This is a genomic window from Acidovorax sp. 93 (assembly GCF_003633835.1).
In the GTDB taxonomy this organism is placed as follows: domain Bacteria; phylum Pseudomonadota; class Gammaproteobacteria; order Burkholderiales; family Burkholderiaceae_C; genus Acidovorax; species Acidovorax facilis.
This window is the reverse complement of the sequence record NZ_RBIT01000001.1, coordinates 183,085-203,689: the sequence shown is the minus strand read 5'-3', so window position 1 is coordinate 203,689 and position 20,605 is coordinate 183,085. Positions and strand designations below refer to the sequence as shown.

Below are 20,605 nucleotides of genomic sequence, written 5' to 3'. Positions count from 1 at the left end.
TCTAAGGGCCACGGCATGCACGCATCCAACACCCCCGACCACATCCTGCGCGCCCGGTTGCCGCGCTGGCTGCTGCCCTCCGCGTGGCCGCAGCAGGGCCACCAGCCCGCACTGGCCGATCTGCGCCTGGCCCAGGGCCGCATCGTGCAAGTGCTGCCCCACGGCACCCAGCCTGCGCTACACGGCGCTGTGTGGGACGTGGCAGGCGCGCTGGTGCTGCCCGGCCTGGTCGATGCCCACACCCACCTGGACAAGGCCTTCACCCTACCCCGCATGGGCGTGGTCAAACCAGGCCTGCTGGGCGCCATCGAGGCCATGATGGTGGACCGCCAGGGCTGGACCGAAGCCGACATCCACGCCCGCGCCAGCCGCGCGCTGCAATGGGCCTACGACGCAGGCACCGTGCACCTGCGCACCCACTGCGACTGGTGGGAGCCCGACGCGCAGCCACTGGCCTGGAACGTGTTGCGCGCACTGGCCCACGACTGGGCCGACCGCATCACGCTGGAGCGCGTGAGCCTGATCCCCTTACACCTGTATACGGACCGCAGCGCCGCCCTGCGACTGGCCGCCACCGTGGCTGCGAGCGGCCCCGGCGCATTGCTAGGCGGCTTTGTGCATTCCACCAACTGGGACCCGCAGGCCCTGCGCCTCCTGTTGGAAGCCGCACAACACCACGGCCTGAACGTGGACCTGCATGTGGACGAAGAACTGCACCCCGGCGCCCAGGGCTTGGCGACCACCGCCGCACTGCTCAAGGAGCTGGGTTTCGAAGGCCATGTGGTCTGCGGCCACACCTGCGCACTGGCCGCACAGGACGAGGCCACGGCCCTCGCCACGCTCGACGCGGTGGCACAAAGCCCGATCACGCTGGTCACGCTGCCCATCACCAACCTGCTGCTGCAGGACGCCACCACCGGCCGCACACCGCGCCAGCGTGGTCTGACGCTGGTGAAGGAGGCGCGCGCACGTGGCATCCCGGTGCTGGTCGCCAGCGACAACGTGCAAGACCCGTTCTGCCCCGTAGGCAGCTTTGACCCGCTGGAGGCCCTGGCCACGGGCGTTCTGGCTGCGCAGCTGGATGCACCTTTCGACCAATGGAGCGAATCGCTGTGCCGCACCGACTGGCTGCGCACCGGCCGCACTGGCACCACGGCGCTGCCGCTGCAGCCCGGCACGGCGGCCGACCTGCTGGTTTTCACACAGGCCGACCACTGGGGCTTTCCATCGCGCGCGCAAGGCCGTGTGGTGCTGCGCCAGGGCCGCGTCGCCAGCGGCCATGCACCGGCTGCCTGGCATGTGCCAACCACCCAATCCGCAAGGAGCCTGGCATGAGCCCCACATCAGCACCCGTACCTGCGCCAGGTATCGCCCAGCCCCTGGCCCGCTACGCCGCATGGCGCCGCGCAGGCGACTTCATCTACCTGAGCGGGATCATCGCCGTGGACCCTGCCGCCAGCCGCATCGTGCGCGGCTATGCCGACATCCCTGACGAGGCCGCCACGCTGATTGGCCGCACGGGCGAGTTCAGCAGCGACATCAAGGAGGGCCCCATCCTCGCGCAGAGCTGGTATGTGCTGGACCGCATTCGCCAGACCATTGAAGCGGCGGGCGGCCAGATGTCCGACGTGTTCAAGCTGGTGCAGTACTTCAAGAACCTGGACCACTTCCCGCAGTACAGCCGCGTGCGCAAGCTGTTCTTCCCCGGCGAGCCCCCTGCATCCACCGTGGTGGAAGTGAGCGGCATGTTGCCCACGCCCGACATCCTCATCGAGGTGGAGGCCACGGCCTACCTCCCTTTGCGCTGACAACAGCTTCCTTCACGAAAGAACCACCCATGCTGCACGGCTACAACCCGCCCCACCGCTACCTGCCTTACCTGAGCTGGACCGAGATCGCCGACCTGCCAGACAAGGAAAACACCGTCATCGTGCTGCCCACGGGCGCCACAGAGCAGCATGGCCCGCACCTGCCGTGTGCGGTGGACACGGTGATCAGCGCGGGGGTGGTGGGCCATGCACTGGCCCGCCTGCCGGCCGATGTGCCTGCGTTTGCGATGGCCCCCATCACCTACGGCAAGTCCGAAGAGCACCTGCACTTCCCCGGCACCGTCACGCTGAGCGGCGAGACCCTGCTGGCTACCATGAACGAGGTGGGCGAATCGGTGTACCGCGCAGGCTTTCGCAAGCTGCTGTTCGTCAACGGCCACGGCGGTCAGCCGCAGGTGATGGAGATGTGCGCGCGCGAGCTGCGCCTGCGCCATGGCGACTTCATCGTGGTGCCCAGCTTCACCTGGCGTGTGCCGCATGTGGCGGGCAAGTACCTGTCCGACACCGAAAAGAAGCTGGCGATGCACGCAGGCCACGCCGAGACCGCGTTGATGCTGGCGCTGGCCCCCGACACCGTGCACATGGAGCGTGCGGTAGTCAACTACCCGCCCGTTTTTGATTCGCCCCTGCTCTCACCCGACGGCCGCCCGGCCTGCGCCTGGAGTGCGCGCGACTTCGGCCCCAGCGGAATCATTGGCGACCCGCTGCCCGCCACGGCCGAACAGGGGCACGCCATCCTCGACTCGCTGGCCGTGAGCTGGGCCGCCGCCATTACCGAGCTGCATCGGCTGCAGTGGGCACCGCGCACTGAGCCCACCTGGGGCCGCGCCCATCACACCGGCCACGTGGAGCACTCCAGCGCACTGGCCTGAAACCTGCGAACGCCACCACAAAGTCCTCTTCGCTTTTCCCTTCGTTGTCCCTTCGTTCCACCTCCACCACCCTACCGGAGTACCACCATGATGAAGACCGCCTCCCGCCTTTCCAAACTTGGTGCAGCCGCGCTGCTCGCTGTTGGTGCCGTCGGCACCATGCAGGCCCACGCGCAGGAAAAGTTCACCTACATGACCAACTGGTACGCGCAGGCCGAGCATGGCGGCTTCTACCAGGCGGTGGCCACGGGCCTGTACAAAAAGTACGGGCTGGATGTGACCATCAAGATGGGCGGCCCGCAGGTCAACATCGTGCAGATGATGGCCGCCGGCCAGGCCGAATGCGTGATGGGGTCGAGCGACCTGCAGATGATCCAGATGCGTGAAGGCGGTGTGCCCGTGGTCAACGTGGCGGCCGTGTTCCAGAAGGACCCGCAGGTGCTCATCGCGCACGAGGACGTGAAGAAATTCGAAGACCTCAAGGGCAAAACCATCCTGATCGCCTCGTCGGCCCAGCGCGGCTACTGGCCCTGGCTCAAGGCCAAGTACGGCTTCACCGACTCGCAGACGCGCCCCTACACCTTCAACATCCAGCCCTTCGTGGCCGACAAGAACACCGCGCAGCAGGGCTACCTGACCTCCGAGCCGTTTGCGATTGCCAAGGCGGGCGTCAAGGCCAATACGCTGATGTTCAGCGACCAGGGCTACCCAGCGTACGCCACCACCATCTCGTGCATGGAAAAGACGGTGAAGGACCGCGGCACCGCCGTGGCCTCGTTCGTGAAGGCATCGATGGAAGGCTGGAAGAGCTACCTGGCCGACCCCGCACCCGCCAACGCGCTCATCAAGAAGGACAACCCGAACATGACCGACGAGCAGCTCGCCTACAGCGTGGCCAAACTCAAGGAAATGGGCATGGCCACCGGGGGTGACGCGGCCACCATGGGCATCGGCATCATGACCGACGCACGCGCCAAGGCCAGCTACGACTTCCTGGTGGACGCCAAGCTCATCGACCCTGCCAAGGTCAAGCTGACAGAGACCTACACCACGTCGTTCGTCAAAGACCTCAAGGTTCTTCCCTGAGCCTGACAGCCCTGAAACAGCGGCCGGTGCGCTCCCTTGCACGCCCGGCCGCATCCATCGAAAGGCGACCATGACATCCCCCGCTAACTCCCCACCGCTGGCGCACGCCCCGACGCCAGCCACCTATTCCACGCCCGCCGTGGAGGTGCTCTCCGCCGAAAAAACCTACCCCAACGGCACCCAGGCCCTGCTGCCGGTAGACCTGACCATTGAGGAAGGCGAATTCGTCACCCTGCTCGGCCCCTCGGGCTGCGGCAAGAGCACGTTGCTGAAAATGGTGGCGGGCCTGCTGGAGCCCACCGACGGCCGCCTGCACCTGTGGCGCAAGCCCGTGGCGCAGCTGGACGAGAGCGGCAAGAAGATGGCGTTTGTCTTCCAGTCGCCCACGCTCATGCCCTGGGCCAGTGTGCAGACCAATGTGCGCCTGCCACTGGACCTGGCGGGCGTGCCGCGTGCCGAGGCCGATGCGCGCGTGACCGAGGCACTGGCGCTGGTGGGCTTGTCAAAGTTTGCCAACGCCCTGCCCCGTGCGCTGTCGGGCGGCATGCAGATGCGCGTGTCGATTGCGCGCGGCCTGGTCACCCAGCCTGACCTGCTGCTGATGGACGAGCCCTTTGGAGCACTGGACGAAATCACGCGCCACAAGCTCGACGCCGACCTGCTGGATCTGTGGCGCAAGAAGAAGCTCACCGTGATCTTTGTGACGCACTCGATCCACGAGGCGGTGTTCCTCTCCAGCCGCGTGGTCATGATGGCCGCGCGCCCGGGCCGCGTGGTCGAAGAGTTCCGCATCGACGCGCCCTACCCCCGCACGGCCGACTTCATGGTCTCGCCCGAATTCAGCCGCTATGCCAAGCTGCTGCAGGACAGCCTGCTGCGCGCCAGCGTGGACACCGAGGAGACCGTGGCATGAGCACCCCCTTCCCTTCCGCACCGATGGCGTCGCCCGTGGTCACCGCCCACCCCGCAGCCGCACCGCGCTCAGCGCCTGCAACAGTCGCTGCCAAACCTGCCGCCAAGGCCACACCCAAACGCCCGCCGCTCATGGCCCAACCCCGCGTGCAGCGCGTGGTGTACCCCGTGCTGGTCGGCCTGGTGCTGATCGCGCTGTGGCAGGGGCTGGTCACGGCCATGGAGCTGCCACCCTACCTGGTGCCCTCACCCATCTTGATGATGAAGACGCTGTTCACCGACTGGGCTGCCCTGGGCGGCTCGCTGTGGGTCACCGTCAAGATCACGGTGCTGGCCTTTGTGGTGGCCACCGTGGCGGGTGTGCTCATCTCGTTCCTGTTTGTGCAGAGCAAACGCATCGAGACCGCGCTCTTCCCCTACGCCGTGCTGCTGCAGGTCACGCCCATCGTGGCCGTGGCGCCGCTCATCATCATCTGGGTGAAGGACCCGACGGCCTCGATGGTGATCTGCGCCGCACTGGTCGCCCTGTTCCCCATCATCAGCAACACCACGCTGGGTTTGCGCAGCGTGGAGCCTGACCTGCAAAGCTACTTCCAGCTCAACCGCGCCACGCGGCTGCAGACGCTGCTGCGCCTGCGCATCCCGAGCGCGCTGCCCTACTTTTTTGGCGGGCTGCGCATTTCCAGCGGCCTGGCGCTCATAGGCGCCGTGGTGGCGGAGTTTGTGGCGGGCACCGGGGGCCAGGGTGCGGGGCTGGCGTACCAGATTCTGCAGGCCGGCTTTCAGCTCAACATCCCGCGCATGTTTGCTGCACTGCTGCTGATTTCGCTCACTGGCGTCGCCTTGTTCGTGCTGATGGCCTGGCTCACCCGTGTCGCCTTGGGCGGCTGGCACGCCAGCGAAACGTCGCACGACTAGCCCTTTCAACCCCATCGCCAACACACCGCGCGCAGCCACTGGCGCGCGGCAAGGGCTTTCTTTTGCCCAAAACGGCCACCAGCGGCCAAGGAGATACCGACATGACCACCACCGCCCATCAACTGCCCGACCTGCTGCCCGACCTCGACTGGATCGCCGACCCGCTGCGCGTGGGCCGCCTCTCGCAGGACTTTGCCTGGTTCAGCCCCGTGCTCAAACGCGACCTGGCCGGCAAGCGCGGCGACATCGCGGTGCGCCCGCGCACCGAAGCAGAAATCCGGCAGGTGGTGGCCGCCTGCGCCAGCGCGGGCATTCCCCTCACCGTGCGCGGCAGCGGCACCGGCAACTACGGGCAAAGCACGCCGCTGCACGGCGGCGTGATCCTGGACCTGTCGGGCTACAACGGCTTTGGCTGGGTGCGCGGCGGCGTGGGCCGCGCGCAGTCGGGTATCCGGCTGGCAGACTTTGACGCGCAGGCCAAGCCCCACGGGCAAGAGCTGCGCTGGCTGCCCAGCACCTACCGCAGCGCCACGCTGGGCGGGCTGTTTGGCGGCGGCTTTGGGGGTGCAGGCTCCATCAACCATGGTCCGCTGGCCGCGCCTGGCAACGTGCTGGCCGTGCGCGCGATGACGGTGGAGCCCGAGCCCCAGGTCATCGAGTTGCGCGGCCCCGAGGCCATGCTGCTGCACCACACCTACGGCACCAACGGCATCGTGCTGGAGCTGGAAGTGGCCCTGGCCCCGGCCGTGGAGTGGACCGAATGCATCGCTACTTTCGACAAGTTTGACGACGCGCTGGAATTTGCCGACCGCTTTGGCAGCGCCCCCGGGCTGGAGAAAAAAGAGGTGTGTTTTCTGGCCGCACCCATCCCGCAATACTTCACCAGCCTGGCCGAGCACTTGCCCGCCGACCAGCACGCGGTGCTGATGCTGGTAGCCCCGCACTCCGAAGCCGGCATGCGCGATATGGTGGCTCAGCACGGCGGCCAGATTACCTACCGCAAGACCGCCGACGAAGTGGCCGGCAGCCACAAGACGCTGCTCGAATACACCTGGAACCACACCACCCTGCACGCCCTCAAGGTGGACAAGGGCCTGACTTACATCCAGAGCGGCTTCAACCCCATGCACCGCCTCAAGCAGGTGAAGGCGCTGGAGGCAGCGCTGAAGGGCGAGGTCATGATGCACCTGGAGTTCTTGCGCACCAAGGAAGGCGCCTTCAACTGCAGCGGCCTGCAGATCATCCGCTACACCACCGAAGAACGCCTGAACCAGATCATGCAGATCTACCGCGACCACGGCGTGCAGATCAACAACCCGCACGTGTACATCGTAGAAGACGGCAAGCAGAACCACCTGGACCCGGCCGTGGTGGGCATGAAGCGCCGCTTCGACCCGCAGGGCCTGCTCAACCCCGGCAAACTGCGCAGCTGGTATGCGGAAACACAACTGGCGCCCGAGACAAAGCCAGCGCGACAAACTGCCTGAGAGCGCCTCACAAACTTCCCTGGCGTCGTTGTCCCACCTTGCCGTACTCCTTGTACGGCCTGAGGCCGAACGCCTAGGGATGGCCGCTTCGCTGAGTTTTTTGAGCCGCTCTAAGTCCATCCCGCCCACCACTGCGCCCTCGTCCACAAGGCGAGAGGAAGGAAGCTCAGGTCAGATCCATCCACTGCGCGCCAGCCACTGCACCAGCAGCCGTGTCACCGTTTCAGGTTGCTCCATGGTCAGCATGTGGCCGCTGTCCGGCAAGAGGTGGTGCTCAGCACCGGGCACCAGCGCCGCAATCTCAGCCGAACATTCGGGCGGCGTGAGCTGGTCAGCCTCGCCGCATACCACCAGCACCGGGCAGGCCACGCCGGGCAGGTGCTGGCGGGCATCGGGCCGATGGATGACGGCGCGGTTCTGGCGAACCAGGTGGGAGGCGCCTGCGTCCAGCACAAAGTCGAGATAGGCCTGCACCAGCTCAGGCCGCGTGGCGTTGTCAGGATGAAAGGCAAAGGCCACGTTGGGCTCGATCACTTCGCGCAGGCGGCCTTGTTCAAAGAGTTCGATAGCGGCTTCGCGCAGCGCCCGCATATCCGGCGTCTCGGGCCGCGCGGTGGTGCCCAGCAGCGCCAGCCCTGCCACACGCTGCGGCGCCTGGCGCGCGGCTTCCATGGCGATCATGCCGCCCATCGACGCACCGGCCAGCACCAGCGGCCCCGCGTGTTGTGCCAGCAGGCGTGCGGCAAAGTCTTCGATGCGGTGCAGGTTCACATCCTGGTGGGCGGTGGCGACCTCGGGGCGCAGCGCGGCGGGCAGCAGTGGCAGCACGCCGCGCCACATGCGTTCATCGGCGGCCAGGCCGGGGAGGAGCAGCAGTTGGGGGGATTGGGACATGGGTGAATCAGGGCATCACCAAGTTGGTGCGCAGTCAGAAAAACAGGCGGCCCCGGCAGCGGGGTACGGACCGCACATTGTGAACAGCCGATGACCGCTTGTCACCGCCCCCGGAATAGTTGCCCGCGATGGCTCGGGACTTGCTAGCATGGCCTGCATATGCCCATCCACGCCGCGCTCCACCACGTCACGCATTACCAATACGACCGGCTGGTAGGCCTCGGGCCACAGACCATCCGATTGCGGCCCGCGCCCCACTGCCGCAGCAACGTCATTTCGTATTCGCTCAAGGTCGAGCCCGCGCAGCACTTCATCAATTGGCAGCAGGACCCGTTTGCCAACTACCAGGCGCGGCTGGTCTTCCCCGAGAAGACGCGCGAGTTCAAGGTCACGGTGGACCTGGTGGTGGAAATGGCGGTTTACAACCCCTTCGACTTCTTCCTGGAGCCCGAGGCCGAGAACATCCCGTTCAACTACAGCAGCGATGTGCAGCAGGAGCTGGCGCCCTACCTGGCCACCGACCCGATGACGCCGCCGGTGCAGGCCTATCTGGACAAGGTGGACCGCAGCAAGCAGCGCACCATCGATTTCCTGGTCAAGCTCAACCAGCAGGTCTCGCAAGACATCCGCTACCTCATCCGCCTGGAGCCCGGGGTGCAGACACCCGAGGAAACGCTGCAAAAGGCCAGCGGCTCGTGCCGCGACTCGGGCTGGCTGCTGGTGCAGCTGCTTCGCCACCTGGGGCTGGCGGCGCGGTTTGTGTCGGGCTACCTGATCCAGCTCACCCCCGATGTGAAGGCGCTCGATGGCCCCAGCGGCACCGACCACGACTTCACCGACCTGCACGCCTGGTGCGAGGTCTACCTGCCCGGCGCGGGCTGGATCGGCCTGGATGCCACCAGTGGCCTGATGGCGGGCGAGGGGCATATCCCCCTGGCCTGCACACCCCAGCCCTCGGGCGCCGCGCCGATTGAAGGTGGCGTGGACAAGGCCGAGGTGGAGTTCAGCCACGAGATGCGCGTCACGCGCATCTTTGAATCGCCCCGCGTGACCAAGCCCTACACCGAAGCCCAGTGGCAGGCCGTGCTGGCCCTGGGCGAGCGGGTGGACGCCGACCTGGTGGCGGGCGATGTGCGGCTGACGATGGGTGGCGAGCCCACCTTTGTGGCCGTGGGCGACCGCGACGCGCCCGAGTGGAACACCGACGCGCTGGGCCCCACCAAACGCGGCTTTGCCACCGAACTCACGCACAAGCTGCGCGCCGAATATGGCCAGGGCGGCTTTCTGCATTTTGGCCAGGGCAAGTGGTACCCGGGTGAGCAGCTGCCGCGCTGGGCGCTGTCGATCTGCTGGCGCGCCGACGGCCAGCCCGCGTGGCAGAACCCCGCGCTTTTTGCTGACGAACGCAACCCCTCGCACTACACCAGCGCCGACGCCGAGCGTTTTGTGCGCCACCTCACACGCAAGCTGGGCGTGACGGACCGCTACATCCAGCCCGGTTATGAAGACACCTTCTACTACCTGTGGCGCGAGCGGCGCCTGCCGGTCAACGTGGACCCGTTTGACGCGCGCCTGGACGATGAGCTGGAGCGCGCACGCCTGCGCCGCGTGTTCGAGCAAAAGCTCGACAGCGTGGTGGGCTATGTGCTGCCGCTGCAGGCAGGCGAAGGCGCGGGCACGCTGGCGGGCAGCGTGTGGAGCACCGGGCCGTGGTTCTTCCGCGATGACCGCATGCTGCTCATCCCCGGCGATTCGCCCATGGGCTACCGCCTGCCGCTGGACGCCCTGCCCTGGGTGAAGGCATCGGACACCGAGCACCTGATCCCGCAAGACCCGACCGCACCCCAGGGCCCGCTGGCCGCTGCCACCACGCTGCGGGCGCGGTATTCCGTGCCATCCGGCCCGATCACTGGCGACCGCGACCTGCCCTACCTGGCAGGCGCCACCGCGCCGGGCGAGGCACGGCGCGTAACGCAGAGCACTGCGGGTGGTGATAACGCGCGCCTGTCCGGTCAGCCCGACCCGCATGCGGGCGTGCAGCCACCCGGCAAGTTCCAGTCGGCCGCAGGCCTGTCGCGCACGGCGCTGTGCGTGGAAGTGCGCGACCCGCGCCGCGCCAGCGGCCCCAAGGCCGAGAAGGTGGGCGAGAAATACGGCGTGCTCTATGTCTTCATGCCGCCGCTGTCGCGCCTCCATGATTACCTGGACCTGCTGGCCGCCATCGAAGCCACGGCCGAAGAGCTGGGCATGAAGATCGTGCTGGAAGGCTACCCGCCCCCGCGCGACGCACGCCTGAAGGTGCTGGCAGTCACGCCCGACCCGGGCGTGATCGAGGTGAACATCCACCCCGCCAGCCACTGGAAGGAGCTGGTGCAGCACACCGAATTTTTGTACCACGCCGCGTGGGAGACGCGCCTGTCGGCCGAGAAGTTCATGACCGATGGCCGCCACACCGGCACCGGTGGCGGCAACCACTTTGTGATGGGCGGCGCCTCACCGGCCGACTCGCCGTTCTTGCGCAAGCCCGAGCTGCTGGCCAGCCTGCTGCTCTACTGGCACAACCACCCCAGCCTGAGCTATCTGTTCAGCGGCCTGTTCATCGGCCCCACCAGCCAGTCGCCGCGCGTGGACGAGGCGCGCAACGACCAGCTGTATGAGCTGGAGATTGCACTGCGCGAGATCGAAACCAACCGCGCAACCTATGGCCAGGACATGCCGCCCTGGCTGGTGGACCGCACGCTGCGCAACATCCTGGTGGACGTGACGGGCAACACCCACCGCAGCGAGTTTTCCATCGACAAGATGTTCTCGCCCGACAGCAGCACCGGCCGGCTGGGCCTGCTGGAGTTGCGCGCGTTCGAGATGCCGCCCCACGCCCACATGAGCGTGGTGCAGCAGCTGCTGCTGCGCGCCCTGATCGCCCGCTTCTGGAAGACGCCCTACCGCGCGCCCGCCGCCCGCTGGGGCACCGAGCTGCACGACCGCTGGATGCTGCCCACCTTCATCCAGCAGGACATGCACGATGTGGTGGCCGAGATGAACGCCGCAGGCTACGCGTTTGACGCGGCCTGGTTTGCACCGCAGTTCGAGTTCCGCTTCCCCATGGTCGGCACGGTGAAATCGATGGGCGTGGAGCTGACCCTGCGCAATGCGCTGGAGCCCTGGCATGTGATGGGCGAGGAAGGCTCCGCCGGGGGCACCGTGCGCTATGTGGACTCGTCGCTGGAGCGCATCGAGGTGCGCGTGACGGGCATGAACGAAAGCCGCCATGTGGTCACCGTCAACGGCCAGCCGCTGCCGCTGCAAAGCACCGGCACCACCGGCGAGTTTGTGGCCGGTGTGCGCTACAAGGCCTGGAACCCGCCCTCGGCCCTGCACCCCACCATTGGCGCCCATGCGCCGCTCACGTTCGACATCGTGGACACCTGGATGAATCGCTCGCTGGGCGGCTGCCAGTACCACGTGGCGCACCCGGGCGGGCGCAACTACGACACCTTCCCGGTCAACGCCTACGAGGCCGAAAGCCGCCGCCTGGCGCGCTTCTCGCGCATGGGCCACACGCCGGGCAGGCTGGCGGTGCCGCCTGCGACGATTGAGCTGCCGGGCAGCCGGGAGTTTCCGTTCACGCTGGATCTGCGGCGCAAGATGCGGAGGTAGAGAAGCCCCCCTGAGTCGCTGCGCGCCTTCCCCCCAGGGGGACGACGCCCTTGCTGCGGGGCGGCCCTTGCTTGGCGTCTCTGGCATCGGCCCCGCCAGTTTCGACGGTGCGGGTTACCCGCAGAGTGTTGTCGACCAAATGCCCGAAAATCGAGCGCAGTGAACCACCTCAACGACAGCCTCCCCACCCCCGACCCTTCTGACAGCGCAGCCCAATTGGCGGCTGCACTGGCGCCTGCTGCGGCGGCCGGGCATTTTGACGAGCTGCGGGGTGCCAGCGTGGCGGACGCCCCCGGCGCTGCCACTGCATCAACCACTCCCAAATCAATAGCAAACAAGCCAGATATCACTAGCGCCTGGTCCCAATTCTTTGATCAATTGGGGCCCGAGGGCTTCCAGGACCTGGACCGGCGCATGCAAAGCCTGCAGCGCCAGGTGCGCGACAACGGCATCACCTACAACGTCTATGCCGACGCCGACGGCCCGCAGCGGCCCTGGTCGGTGGATCTGTTCCCGCTGATCCTCTCGCAGGGCGACTGGGCACACATCGAGCGCGGTGTGCTGCAACGCGCGCGCCTGCTCAACCGCGTGATGGCCGACGTGTATGGCCCGCAGGAGCTGCTGCGCAAAGGCCTGCTGCCCAGCGCGCTGGTGCAGGGCCACCCGGGCTACCTGCGCGCCATGCATGGCATGCAGCCCGTGGGCGGCACCCATTTGCACATCGCGGCGTTCGACATGGCGCGCGACGCGCAGGGCGACTGGTGGGTGGTGACGCAGCGCACGCAGGCGCCCTCAGGCCTGGGATATTTGCTGGAGAACCGGCTGCTCATCTCGCGCCTGTTCCCCGAGGCGTTCAGCCAGATGCATGTGCAGCGCCTGGCCGCCACCTACCGCGCACTGCTCGACGGACTGCGGCAGATGAGCCCGGCGGGGGCGGATGCGCGCATCGTGCTGCTCACGCCCGGCCCGTACAACGAGACCTACTTTGAGCACGCGTACCTGGCGCGCTACCTGGGTCTGACGCTGGTGGAGGGCAACGACCTCACCGTGCGCGACGCGCGCCTGTACCTCAAGACGCTGCATGGCCTGCAGCCGGTGCACGGCATCCTCAAGCGCCTGGACGACGAGTTTCTGGACCCGCTGGAGCTGCGCAGCGACTCGCGCCTGGGCGTGCCCGGCCTGCTGCAGGCCATCCGTGCGGGCAACGTGCTGGTGGCCAATGCGCCGGGCTCGGCGTTCCTCGAATCGTCGGCGCTGCTGGGCTTCATGCCTGCGCTGTCGCGCCACCTGCTGGGCGAAGAGCTGGCCCTGCCGTCGCTGCCCACCTGGTGGTGTGGCGAGCGATCGGCCATGCAGGCGGTGCTGCCGCAGCTCGCGCACAGCGTGATCCGCCCCACCTGGCCCATGGCGCAGCGCGTGCCCGTGCTGGGCGGTGCGCTGTCGGCGCAAGACCTGGCGCAGTGGTCCGCACGCATCGAAGCCCAGGGCGACGAATACACCGTGCAGGCCCACCTGCCGCTGTCGCAAATGCCCACCTGGCGCAGTGAAGCCGCAGAAGGTGCGGGCCAGGGCGGCAGCCCCATCGCCCCCCGCTCGGTGATGCTGCGCGTGTTTGCGGTGTGCGACGGCCCCGGCTCGTGGCGCGTGTTGCCGGGCGGGCTGGCCCGCCTGGCCCAGGGCGACAGCGGCATTACATCCATGCAGCGCGGCGGCAGCAGCGCCGATGTATGGGTGCAGACAGATGGCCCCGTGGACACCACCACGCTGCTGGCCCACAACCAGGCCGCGCCCGCCGTGGTGCACCGCAGCCGCCAGGTGACCAGCCGCGCGGCCGAAAACCTGTTCTGGCTGGGTCGCTACACCGAACGCACCGAGAACGTCACGCGCCTGGCGCGCATCACGCTGCAATGCCTCAATGGGGAGGACCAGACCTCGCAGCCGCTGCTGACCTGGCTGAGCGCCATGGGCGTGAGCCAGGGGCTGGTGCTACCGACCGTGCCTGCGGCCGGGCAGGCACGGCGCGTGTTCGAGCGCTCGCTGATCGCCGGGCTGACGCAGCCCGCGCAGGTGACCAGCGTGGGCTACAACCTGCGCGGCATCCTGGGTGCGGCCTCGGCCGTGCGCGACCGTTTGTCGCAGGAACACTGGAACCTCATCGTGCGCGCCGAGGCGGAGTTTTTTGCGCCCCGCACAGGAGCCGAAGACGACGGCGACTATTCGCCGCTGGACGCGCTGCGCCAGCTGGAAGGCCTGAGCGGCCACACCGCAGCCATGACGGGCCAGCAGACCGACCGCATGACCCGCGACGACGGCTGGCGCCTGCTGTCCATCGGGCGCCACCTGGAGCGCCTGGGCTTTCTGGCCTCGGCGCTGGAAAGTGGCCTGCAGACCGGCGCCGTGCACGATGAGGGCGGCTTCGAGGCCATGGTGGCGCTGTTTGACAGCACCATCACCTTCCACGCGCAGTACCAGCAGCGGCGCGACATGCCCGCCCTGCTGGACCTGCTGGTGATCGACCGCGACAACCCCCGCTCGCTGGCCTGGGTCGCACAGACGCTGCGCGGGCGCATTGCCAAGATCGAAGCGACCGCCGGTACGCCCTGCGAATCCGCCGCCACGGGCATCCCCGAAGCGTCCGACCTGTCGCTGGTGGCCCTGTGCGCACAGGACGCCGAAGGCCGCCATGCCACTCTGGAGGAATATCTGGGCCGGTGTGTGCGGGGCGTGATGGGCTTGTCGGATGTGCTGGCCACGCGCTACTTCACGCATTCGGCGGATGCACTTCGGCACAGCGTAGGAGCTTGACCATGAAGCTGCGCGTCATCCACGAAACGGTGTACCACTACAGCCCGGCGGTGCAGAACGCCCAGCACATGGCCCATCTGCGTCCGCGCACCGGTGTGGTGCAGCGTGTGCTGACCCACAGCCTGCAGGTGGACCCCGCCCCAACACAGTGCAACATGGTGCAGGACGTGTTTGGCAACACCCGCGCGTTCTTCAGCCTGCCGTTCACCCACGAGCAACTGCGGGTGCGCGCCGAAAGCCTGCTGGAGACCCTGCCCGTGCCCGCCGCACCGCCCGGCGAGCCCTGGGAGGCCGTGCGCGAGCGCCTGGGTTATCGGCGCGGCCAGCCCTACCACGCGGCCACCGAGTTCAGCTTTGCGTCGCCCTATATTCCCCGGCATGCCGACTTCGTGGCCTATGCCGCCGAGAGCTTTGCACCCGGCCGCCCGCTGATGCAGGCCGCCCGCCACCTGATGTCGCGCATCCATGCCGACTTTGCCTACACCGCCAACGCCACCGACGCGGGCACGCCCGCGCTCGAATCGTTGCGGCTGCGCCGGGGCGTGTGCCAGGACTTTGCCCACGTGATGATCGGCTGCCTGCGCAGCCTGGGCCTGGCGGCGCGGTATGTGAGCGGCTACCTGCTGACCGAGCCCCCGCCCGGACAACCCCGGCTGGTGGGGGCCGATGCCTCGCACGCCTGGGTGTCGGTGTGGTCACCGGCAGCCGACGAAAGTAATGGCGCATCAGGCGACAACACCTGGTTTGACCTGGACCCCACCAACGACCGCGCGGCGGGCGAGGACTACGTGACCCTGGCCATCGGCCGCGATTTTTCGGATGTGTCGCCGCTGCGCGGCGTGATCCACGGCGGCGACCACCATGTGCTGCAGGTGGGCGTGACGGTGGAGCCGGTGCCGGCCGCTATGGCCGCTGCGCCAGACGCACCAGATACACCCCTCACACCGCCGCAGGCACCAGAAAGTCCCGGCTGATCCGCGCGCCCAGGTCGTTCACCCGCTCCAGGAACTGGGTGAGGTAGGCGTGCAGTCCATGGGTCAGGATTTCATCGATGCGTGCGAACTTCAGGTGCGCCAGCAGCCGCCCCGCGTGCCGCTGGGTCTCGGCCGACTGGCCGCTGCCCAGCATGTCGAGGTTGCCTAGCACCTCTTTCATGCAAGCGTGCAGTGAGCGGGGCATGTCGGCCCGCAGGATCAGCAGTTCGGCCACACGTTCGGGCGTGATGACGTCGCGGTACACCTTGCGGTAGGTCTCGAAGCCCGACACGCTGAGCAGGATGGCGCTCCAGTGGTAGAAATCGTAGTCTTGGTCCTGCGCCGTGGCCGCGCCCATGAAGTCGCTTTGCACCGCGTGAAACTTCACATCCAGCAGCCGCGCCGTGTTGTCGGCCCGCTCCAGAAAGGTGCCCAGGCGCATGAAGTGCAGCGCCTCGTCCTGCAGCATGGTGCCCACCGTCACACCCCGCGAGAGGTGCGAGCGGAACTTCACCCATTCGAAGAATCGCGCCGGGTCCTGCTCCAGTGCACCGCTGGCGATCAGGCGGTTCACTTCGAGCCAGGTCTGGTTCTGGATCTCCCAGGCCTCGGTGTTGAGCGCACCGCGTACGGCCCGCGCGTTCTCCCGCGCGGCCTGCAGGCAGGCCAGAATGGACGAGGGGTTGGAAGGGTCTTTGACCATGAAGTCCAGCACCTTCGCCGGAGTCACTTCGCCATGCTGGGCGGTGTAGGCGGGCAGCAGCTCGCTGATGGACAGCAACCCTTGCCAGCCCTGCTTGGCGACCTCGGTCGATTGCGGCAGCAGCGCGCTCTGGTAATTCACATCCAGCATGCGCGCCGTATTTTCGGCGCGCTCGGTATAGCGTGCCATCCAGAAAAGATGGTCAGCGGTGCGGCTCAGCATGGTCGCGCCCTCCCTTGGCGTCGTGTGTGGCTCGGTACTGGCTGCTCAAGGGGTTTCAACAGCCCCATGGCAGACACCTAGCAAGTTCCAGGCCGCCACCCTTGCCGCTCTTTGATGCAGGCAAAAAACCAAGGAAAAAATGGCGCTAGCGCACGTCCTTACTGGTTGTTTTGCTATTTTTTTTGACGTTTTGTTTGGGAACCGGTGCGGGCTGCGGAGCCGGAGCGGCGACTGGGGCGGGCCGCCGGGCGGCTTCGCGCACCACGTCATGCACAAACCGCAGTTTGGCCAGCACCTCGCCTGCCAACGCAAACGGATAGGCATCTGGCTGCCCCAAGCTGCGGGTGAGGCTGTTGAGCAGCAGTGTCAGCGGCACCAGGTGCTGCACCATCGACTGGAAATCAGGCGCCGGGCTGGCAAACGGGTCGATGGCGCTGCTGCGCTGCGCCCCATAAATGCCCGGGATCGTGACCTCGGTAGCGTAGCTGGCCGACGTCTCCAGCAGATCGATCATGTGCAGATAATGGGCCCATGTTTCGGCCCAGTCTTCCCAGGGGTGGGCAGCGGCATAGGCGCTGACATGGTGGTCAGCCCAGTCGCCCAGGTCGTTGCCCTTGGCGTAGTGAGCCTCCAGCGCGGCGGCGTAGTCCTGGCGCTCATCGCCAAACATCTGGCGAAAATCTTCCAGGCGGCCGCCGTCGCGCACCAGCTGATCCCAATAAAAATGGCCGGACTCATGGCGCAGGTGGCCAATCAGCGTGCGGTAGGGCTCACCCAGCGCGATGCGGCGGCGTGCGCGCTCATCGTCATCGGCCTCGGCCACATTGAGCGTAATCGTTCCGCTGTGGTGGCCCGTCAACACCGGCGGACCACCGGGCACCTCGGCCAAAAATTCAAAAACGGGTCCGGTGCGCCCGGGGGCGGGCTCCAGGCCCAAGCGGGCCAGGCTGTAAAACAGGCGCCGCTTGGCGGCCTCGATCTGCATCCAGCGGCCCATGTTCGCGGGCTCCGACAGATCGGGCAACACCCGGGTCTGGCGGCACGAGACACACAGTTCTGCATAGTCGTTGGCAGGCACGGCAAAGTTGCAGGCCTGGTGTTCGGTATGGTTGCGGCACATACGGTACAAGCGACCGCTGTAATCCGAGCCACCGCGCCCGCCCCTGCGGCGCCACAGGTCGGCGCCATCCTGCGGCGCAGGCGCCAGGGCCGCGATGGTCAACACATCGGGCAAAAATGCCAGCGCGCTGCCACAGTGCAGACACTGCACGCTGTCGAAAAAAACCAGATGACCGCAATGGTCGCAATTGAATACCCGCATGGTGTGGAGCTTATACCCGGTAGGGTGTGGCAAACGAGCAAGACCCAGGGGTATGCCTGCTGGCGCCCCATGAAAAAAGCAGGCTCCAGGAGGTACCCGGAGCCTGCTCAGCGGTCAGTGCCTATGCGCTACCGGCAGGAAGCCCGCAGCGCAATGTTCAGGCAATCCGGTCAGGGACGAACCACGATGCTGTTGCGCACTTCACGCACATTCTTGGTGTTGCGTGCAATGGCTTCAGCCTGGTTCTTTTCAGCCTGCGACTTGGCAAAGCCCGAGAGCTGCACCGTGCCGTTGAGCGTTTCCACGCTGATCGACGTGGCGGAGACGGATTTGTCTTCAGCCATTTTTGCCTTGACGGCGGTGGTGATGCCGGCGTCATCTACATAGGCGCCAACGGTCTGTTGTTCACGGGCCACCGAGCAGCCCGTGGCCGTGATGATGGTGATGCCAGCGACAGCGGCAAAGGCGAGTGCACGTGCGTATTTCATGGTGTTGTCCTTGTTTGAAAATGGTTGGGAACGCGGGTGCTGGAAGATTGCAATCTGCCGGTCTGTTGCACCCTCCGCGACCGGCGGACTGTAGGGATACAGGCTTCAGTAGGCGTGCTTGCGGCGCGACATCCAGAGCACAAGGGTTGCGAGTACGGCACCCGATGCTGCGGCGATCACCATCGATTTGCCAGGTTGCTCCGCCACATACTTGGTGGTGGCGTCTGCTGCATGCTGCATCTGGCGACGGGCACGGGCACTGGTTTCTGCGCAATAGCCGATGCTGCGGGCTGCCAGATCCTGGGCACGCGCTGCCAAGTCGTCAATGACGGGGTCGGTCTGGCTGCGAAGGGCACGTACGCCTTCTTCTGCTTTTTCCAGCGAGGTGTTGGCGGCCGTGCGGGTGGACTGCACGGCGTCTTGGGCGCTTTGCAGCACATCATCTGCGAGATGGCGTGCGCCGTTGGCAACTTTGTCGGTAGCGGTCTGGATACTCATGCGGAAACTCCTTGAAGGGGTGGATGCGGAATGCTTGGTTTCACGGCCGGGGCGTCAGCCCTTTTTGAGCAGACCCAGTACAAAGGTCACAACCGCCATGATGACGAACACGAAGAACAGAATCTTGGCGATGCCCACGGCACCGGCAGCAATACCGCCAAAGCCGAACAGGGCTGCGATCAGCGCGATCACCAGAAAAACAACTGCGTAGTGCAACATTTCTTTCTCCTTCTCCTCTTGAGGGGGCCGGTTGCCGGCGGGTGGGTTGGCACATGAATTTCAGCGCCTGGAATCCACTGTAAGGAGCATGGAGAGTCAAAGATGCCGGTGCCCGGCGCGCCAGCCTGTCGGCGGCGCAGCGGGCCGCCTGTAGGACGGCGCGCTGCGGCTCGCTATCCCTGGCCCAAGGCCGCTAGGTCAAGCGGCCAGAGAGGGCGGCTGCGACGACGCCTCGGCGCCATGGCGCTGCAGCGGGAGCACGGCAGAGACCAGGGTGCCGTTGCCCGGGCGCGAGGTGATGGACAGCCTGCCGCCCGCAGACTCCACGCGGTGGCGCATTCCCGACAGCCCGTGCGAGGTAGGACGCACCGTGGCGGGATCGAACCCCTCGCCATCGTCGCGCACCTGAACTGCCACATGCGTGGGGTAACCGTGTACCGACACCAGCACCTTGTTGGCTTTGGCGTATTTGCCGATGTTGGTCAACGCCTCCTGCACCATGCGGTACACCGTGAGTTGCGAGGCATCAGGCAACTGCACGGATTCCAGGCTCGTTTCCACTTCGATACCTGCGCGTTCGGCATATTCGCGCGTGAGGATCTCGATCGCGGCCGTCAGTCCGAGGTTGGAGAGCGATGAGGGCCGCAGGTCTTCAATGATGCGGCGCTTGAGCGCAATACCGCTGTTGAGCGTTTCGGTCAGGTGCTTGAGCCGCTCTGCCACCTCGGGGGCGTTGGCGTCGATCCTGGACTTGAGCCGCGCAACATCCAGCTTGGCCGCAGTGAGCAGTGCACCCAGCTCATCGTGCAGCTCGCGCGCAAGGTGCCCACGCTCATCTTCACGTACTTGCTGCAGATGGTTTGCCAGCTCGGAAAGAGTTGCGGTACGGGCCTTTACAAGGCCTTCGAGGCGGTCCCGTTCGCGCTCCAGCAGGGCCTGTTCGCGCTGGTTGACGACCTGCAGCGCCTGCGCCTGGCGCAGATACATGTAGAACGCCAGCAAGCCAATGACCGTCACCGTGGCAATGCCAATGCGCGACAGCATGAGCGACTGCTCGATCTGGTCCTGGCCTTGTTTCACGTGCATGTCGCTGCGGGCAATCAACTCCAGCGCGTGCTTGCGGATGGCCTCCATATGCTCCTTGCCCACATCGGTATGCAGGATGAACTTCCAGGCATCTTCATTGCCCTGCCGGCGCAAACGCAGGCTCAGTTCCATCTCCGCGAGCTTGCGGGATATCTGCCGCGACAGCAGCGCAAATTCCTGCATGTCTTCGGGGGCATCCATGAACAGCCCGCGCAAGCCGTCCAGGTTGGTCTGCACGGTAGCCACCGCCTTGTCGTATGGCTCCAGATAAGTCTCGTTGCCGGTGAGCAGATAGCCACGCTGCCCGGTTTCTGCGTCCAGCATGCTCTGCAGCAACAGGTTGACGGCCTTGCGCGTGTTCTGACCGTGGCTCATCTGCTCCACCGCATCTTGTGAGCGCATGTGACCCGTTTCGTTGATACCCACCAGCACCATGGCCGCCAGCAACGCCATGGGCAGGCTCAAGGCCATCTTGCGGACCTTGGGCAGCCAGATGCGGGTGTTTTCTTTAAGACTCATACGCGGTATTCTGGATAATGTGTGAAGACCCGGGTACCACCCTGCCAACAGGGATGACGTGCCGGATAAGCTTTCCAACCAACAAACATCAGGAGCGGCATCACCGCCCTGCGAA

General features: G+C 66.4%; 17 protein-coding genes. 10 read left to right on the top strand and 7 right to left on the bottom strand.

The window, feature by feature from the left end:
- Positions 1-15: 15 nt before the first annotated feature.
- The 7 genes from C8C93_RS00940 (at position 16) to C8C93_RS00910 (ending at position 7,104) form a co-directional block, all read left to right on the top strand.
- Positions 16-1,335 carry an amidohydrolase family protein gene (locus tag C8C93_RS00940; RefSeq protein ID WP_121505602.1) on the top strand — a complete coding sequence of 440 codons (1,320 nt, stop codon included), beginning with the start codon at positions 16-18 and terminating at the stop codon, positions 1,333-1,335.
- Positions 1,332-1,808, top strand: coding sequence for a RidA family protein (locus tag C8C93_RS00935; RefSeq protein WP_121505601.1), 477 nt, complete (start codon positions 1,332-1,334; stop codon positions 1,806-1,808). Before C8C93_RS00940 ends, C8C93_RS00935 begins: the two co-directional genes overlap by 4 nt.
- A 29-nt stretch (positions 1,809-1,837) precedes the next feature.
- Complete coding sequence (locus C8C93_RS00930) at positions 1,838-2,701, top strand: creatininase family protein (protein WP_121505600.1); 864 nt, start codon at positions 1,838-1,840, stop codon at positions 2,699-2,701.
- Between the two features lie 87 nt (positions 2,702-2,788).
- Positions 2,789-3,787, top strand: a complete 999-nt coding sequence (locus C8C93_RS00925) for an ABC transporter substrate-binding protein (protein ID WP_121505599.1) — start codon at positions 2,789-2,791, stop codon at positions 3,785-3,787.
- A 70-nt stretch (positions 3,788-3,857) separates the two neighbouring features.
- Complete coding sequence (locus C8C93_RS00920; RefSeq protein WP_233559220.1) at positions 3,858-4,700, top strand: ABC transporter ATP-binding protein; 843 nt, start codon at positions 3,858-3,860, stop codon at positions 4,698-4,700.
- Positions 4,697-5,617 (top strand): ABC transporter permease, encoded by a 921-nt coding sequence (locus tag C8C93_RS00915; protein ID WP_370107923.1) that lies wholly within the window; start codon positions 4,697-4,699, stop codon positions 5,615-5,617. The genes C8C93_RS00920 and C8C93_RS00915 overlap by 4 nt, the downstream gene beginning before the upstream one ends.
- Positions 5,618-5,718: 101 nt before the next feature.
- Positions 5,719-7,104: an FAD-binding oxidoreductase gene (locus C8C93_RS00910; RefSeq protein ID WP_121505598.1), complete on the top strand. Its 1,386-nt coding sequence runs from the start codon at positions 5,719-5,721 to the stop codon at positions 7,102-7,104.
- A 171-nt stretch (positions 7,105-7,275) separates the two neighbouring features.
- Here the strand turns inward: C8C93_RS00910 and C8C93_RS00905 are convergent, their stop codons facing one another.
- Positions 7,276-7,998 carry an alpha/beta fold hydrolase gene (locus C8C93_RS00905; protein ID WP_121505597.1) on the bottom strand — a complete coding sequence of 241 codons (723 nt, stop codon included), beginning with the start codon at positions 7,996-7,998 and terminating at the stop codon, positions 7,276-7,278.
- Between the two features lie 159 nt (positions 7,999-8,157).
- On the opposite strand from C8C93_RS00905, the gene C8C93_RS00900 reads away from it, so the two are divergent.
- From C8C93_RS00900 to C8C93_RS00885, 3 genes are all read left to right on the top strand, one after another.
- Positions 8,158-11,655: a DUF2126 domain-containing protein gene (locus C8C93_RS00900; protein ID WP_121505596.1), complete on the top strand. Its 3,498-nt coding sequence runs from the start codon at positions 8,158-8,160 to the stop codon at positions 11,653-11,655.
- Between the two features lie 159 nt (positions 11,656-11,814).
- Complete coding sequence (locus tag C8C93_RS00890; protein ID WP_121505594.1) at positions 11,815-14,460, top strand: circularly permuted type 2 ATP-grasp protein; 2,646 nt, start codon at positions 11,815-11,817, stop codon at positions 14,458-14,460.
- Between the two features lie 2 nt (positions 14,461-14,462).
- A complete protein-coding gene (locus C8C93_RS00885; protein WP_121505593.1) occupies positions 14,463-15,434 on the top strand; it encodes a transglutaminase family protein in 972 nt (323 codons plus the stop codon).
- Here the strand turns inward: C8C93_RS00885 and C8C93_RS00880 are convergent.
- The 6 genes from C8C93_RS00880 to C8C93_RS00855 form a co-directional block, all read right to left on the bottom strand.
- Positions 15,400-16,359 carry an alpha-E domain-containing protein gene (locus C8C93_RS00880; RefSeq protein ID WP_055395479.1) on the bottom strand — a complete coding sequence of 320 codons (960 nt, stop codon included), beginning with the start codon at positions 16,357-16,359 and terminating at the stop codon, positions 15,400-15,402. The two genes, C8C93_RS00885 and C8C93_RS00880, sit on opposite strands and share 35 nt — an antisense overlap.
- A 145-nt stretch (positions 16,360-16,504) precedes the next feature.
- The gene (locus tag C8C93_RS00875) at positions 16,505-17,680 is read right to left on the bottom strand and encodes a putative zinc-binding metallopeptidase (RefSeq protein ID WP_121505592.1); all 1,176 of its coding nucleotides are present in this window, start codon (positions 17,678-17,680) and stop codon (positions 16,505-16,507) included.
- A gap of 170 nt (positions 17,681-17,850) precedes the next feature.
- Positions 17,851-18,168: a BON domain-containing protein gene (locus C8C93_RS00870; RefSeq protein WP_055395483.1), complete on the bottom strand. Its 318-nt coding sequence runs from the start codon at positions 18,166-18,168 to the stop codon at positions 17,851-17,853.
- A 105-nt stretch (positions 18,169-18,273) separates the two neighbouring features.
- Entirely contained in the window at positions 18,274-18,666 is a 393-nt protein-coding gene (locus C8C93_RS00865; RefSeq protein WP_055395485.1) for a hypothetical protein, read from the bottom strand.
- A 54-nt stretch (positions 18,667-18,720) separates the two neighbouring features.
- Positions 18,721-18,885: a DUF1328 domain-containing protein gene (locus tag C8C93_RS00860; protein ID WP_010463174.1), complete on the bottom strand. Its 165-nt coding sequence runs from the start codon at positions 18,883-18,885 to the stop codon at positions 18,721-18,723.
- Positions 18,886-19,083: 198 nt separating this feature from the next.
- Positions 19,084-20,490 (bottom strand): CHASE3 domain-containing protein, encoded by a 1,407-nt coding sequence (locus C8C93_RS00855; protein WP_121505591.1) that lies wholly within the window; start codon positions 20,488-20,490, stop codon positions 19,084-19,086.
- Between the last annotated feature and the right edge of the window lie 115 nt (positions 20,491-20,605).

Coding starts and splice junctions, on each gene's coding strand:
- C8C93_RS00940 (WP_121505602.1), top strand. CDS start 16: ATGCACGCATCCAACACCCCCGACCACATCCTGCGCGCCCGGTTGCCG.
- C8C93_RS00935 (WP_121505601.1), top strand. CDS start 1,332: ATGAGCCCCACATCAGCACCCGTACCTGCGCCAGGTATCGCCCAGCCC.
- C8C93_RS00930 (WP_121505600.1), top strand. CDS start 1,838: ATGCTGCACGGCTACAACCCGCCCCACCGCTACCTGCCTTACCTGAGC.
- C8C93_RS00925 (WP_121505599.1), top strand. CDS start 2,789: ATGATGAAGACCGCCTCCCGCCTTTCCAAACTTGGTGCAGCCGCGCTG.
- C8C93_RS00920 (WP_233559220.1), top strand. CDS start 3,858: ATGACATCCCCCGCTAACTCCCCACCGCTGGCGCACGCCCCGACGCCA.
- C8C93_RS00915 (WP_370107923.1), top strand. CDS start 4,697: ATGAGCACCCCCTTCCCTTCCGCACCGATGGCGTCGCCCGTGGTCACC.
- C8C93_RS00910 (WP_121505598.1), top strand. CDS start 5,719: ATGACCACCACCGCCCATCAACTGCCCGACCTGCTGCCCGACCTCGAC.
- C8C93_RS00905 (WP_121505597.1), bottom strand. CDS start 7,998: ATGTCCCAATCCCCCCAACTGCTGCTCCTCCCCGGCCTGGCCGCCGAT.
- C8C93_RS00900 (WP_121505596.1), top strand. CDS start 8,158: ATGCCCATCCACGCCGCGCTCCACCACGTCACGCATTACCAATACGAC.
- C8C93_RS00885 (WP_121505593.1), top strand. CDS start 14,463: ATGAAGCTGCGCGTCATCCACGAAACGGTGTACCACTACAGCCCGGCG.
- C8C93_RS00880 (WP_055395479.1), bottom strand. CDS start 16,359: ATGCTGAGCCGCACCGCTGACCATCTTTTCTGGATGGCACGCTATACC.
- C8C93_RS00875 (WP_121505592.1), bottom strand. CDS start 17,680: ATGCGGGTATTCAATTGCGACCATTGCGGTCATCTGGTTTTTTTCGAC.
- C8C93_RS00870 (WP_055395483.1), bottom strand. CDS start 18,168: ATGAAATACGCACGTGCACTCGCCTTTGCCGCTGTCGCTGGCATCACC.
- C8C93_RS00865 (WP_055395485.1), bottom strand. CDS start 18,666: ATGAGTATCCAGACCGCTACCGACAAAGTTGCCAACGGCGCACGCCAT.
- C8C93_RS00860 (WP_010463174.1), bottom strand. CDS start 18,885: ATGTTGCACTACGCAGTTGTTTTTCTGGTGATCGCGCTGATCGCAGCC.
- C8C93_RS00855 (WP_121505591.1), bottom strand. CDS start 20,490: ATGAGTCTTAAAGAAAACACCCGCATCTGGCTGCCCAAGGTCCGCAAG.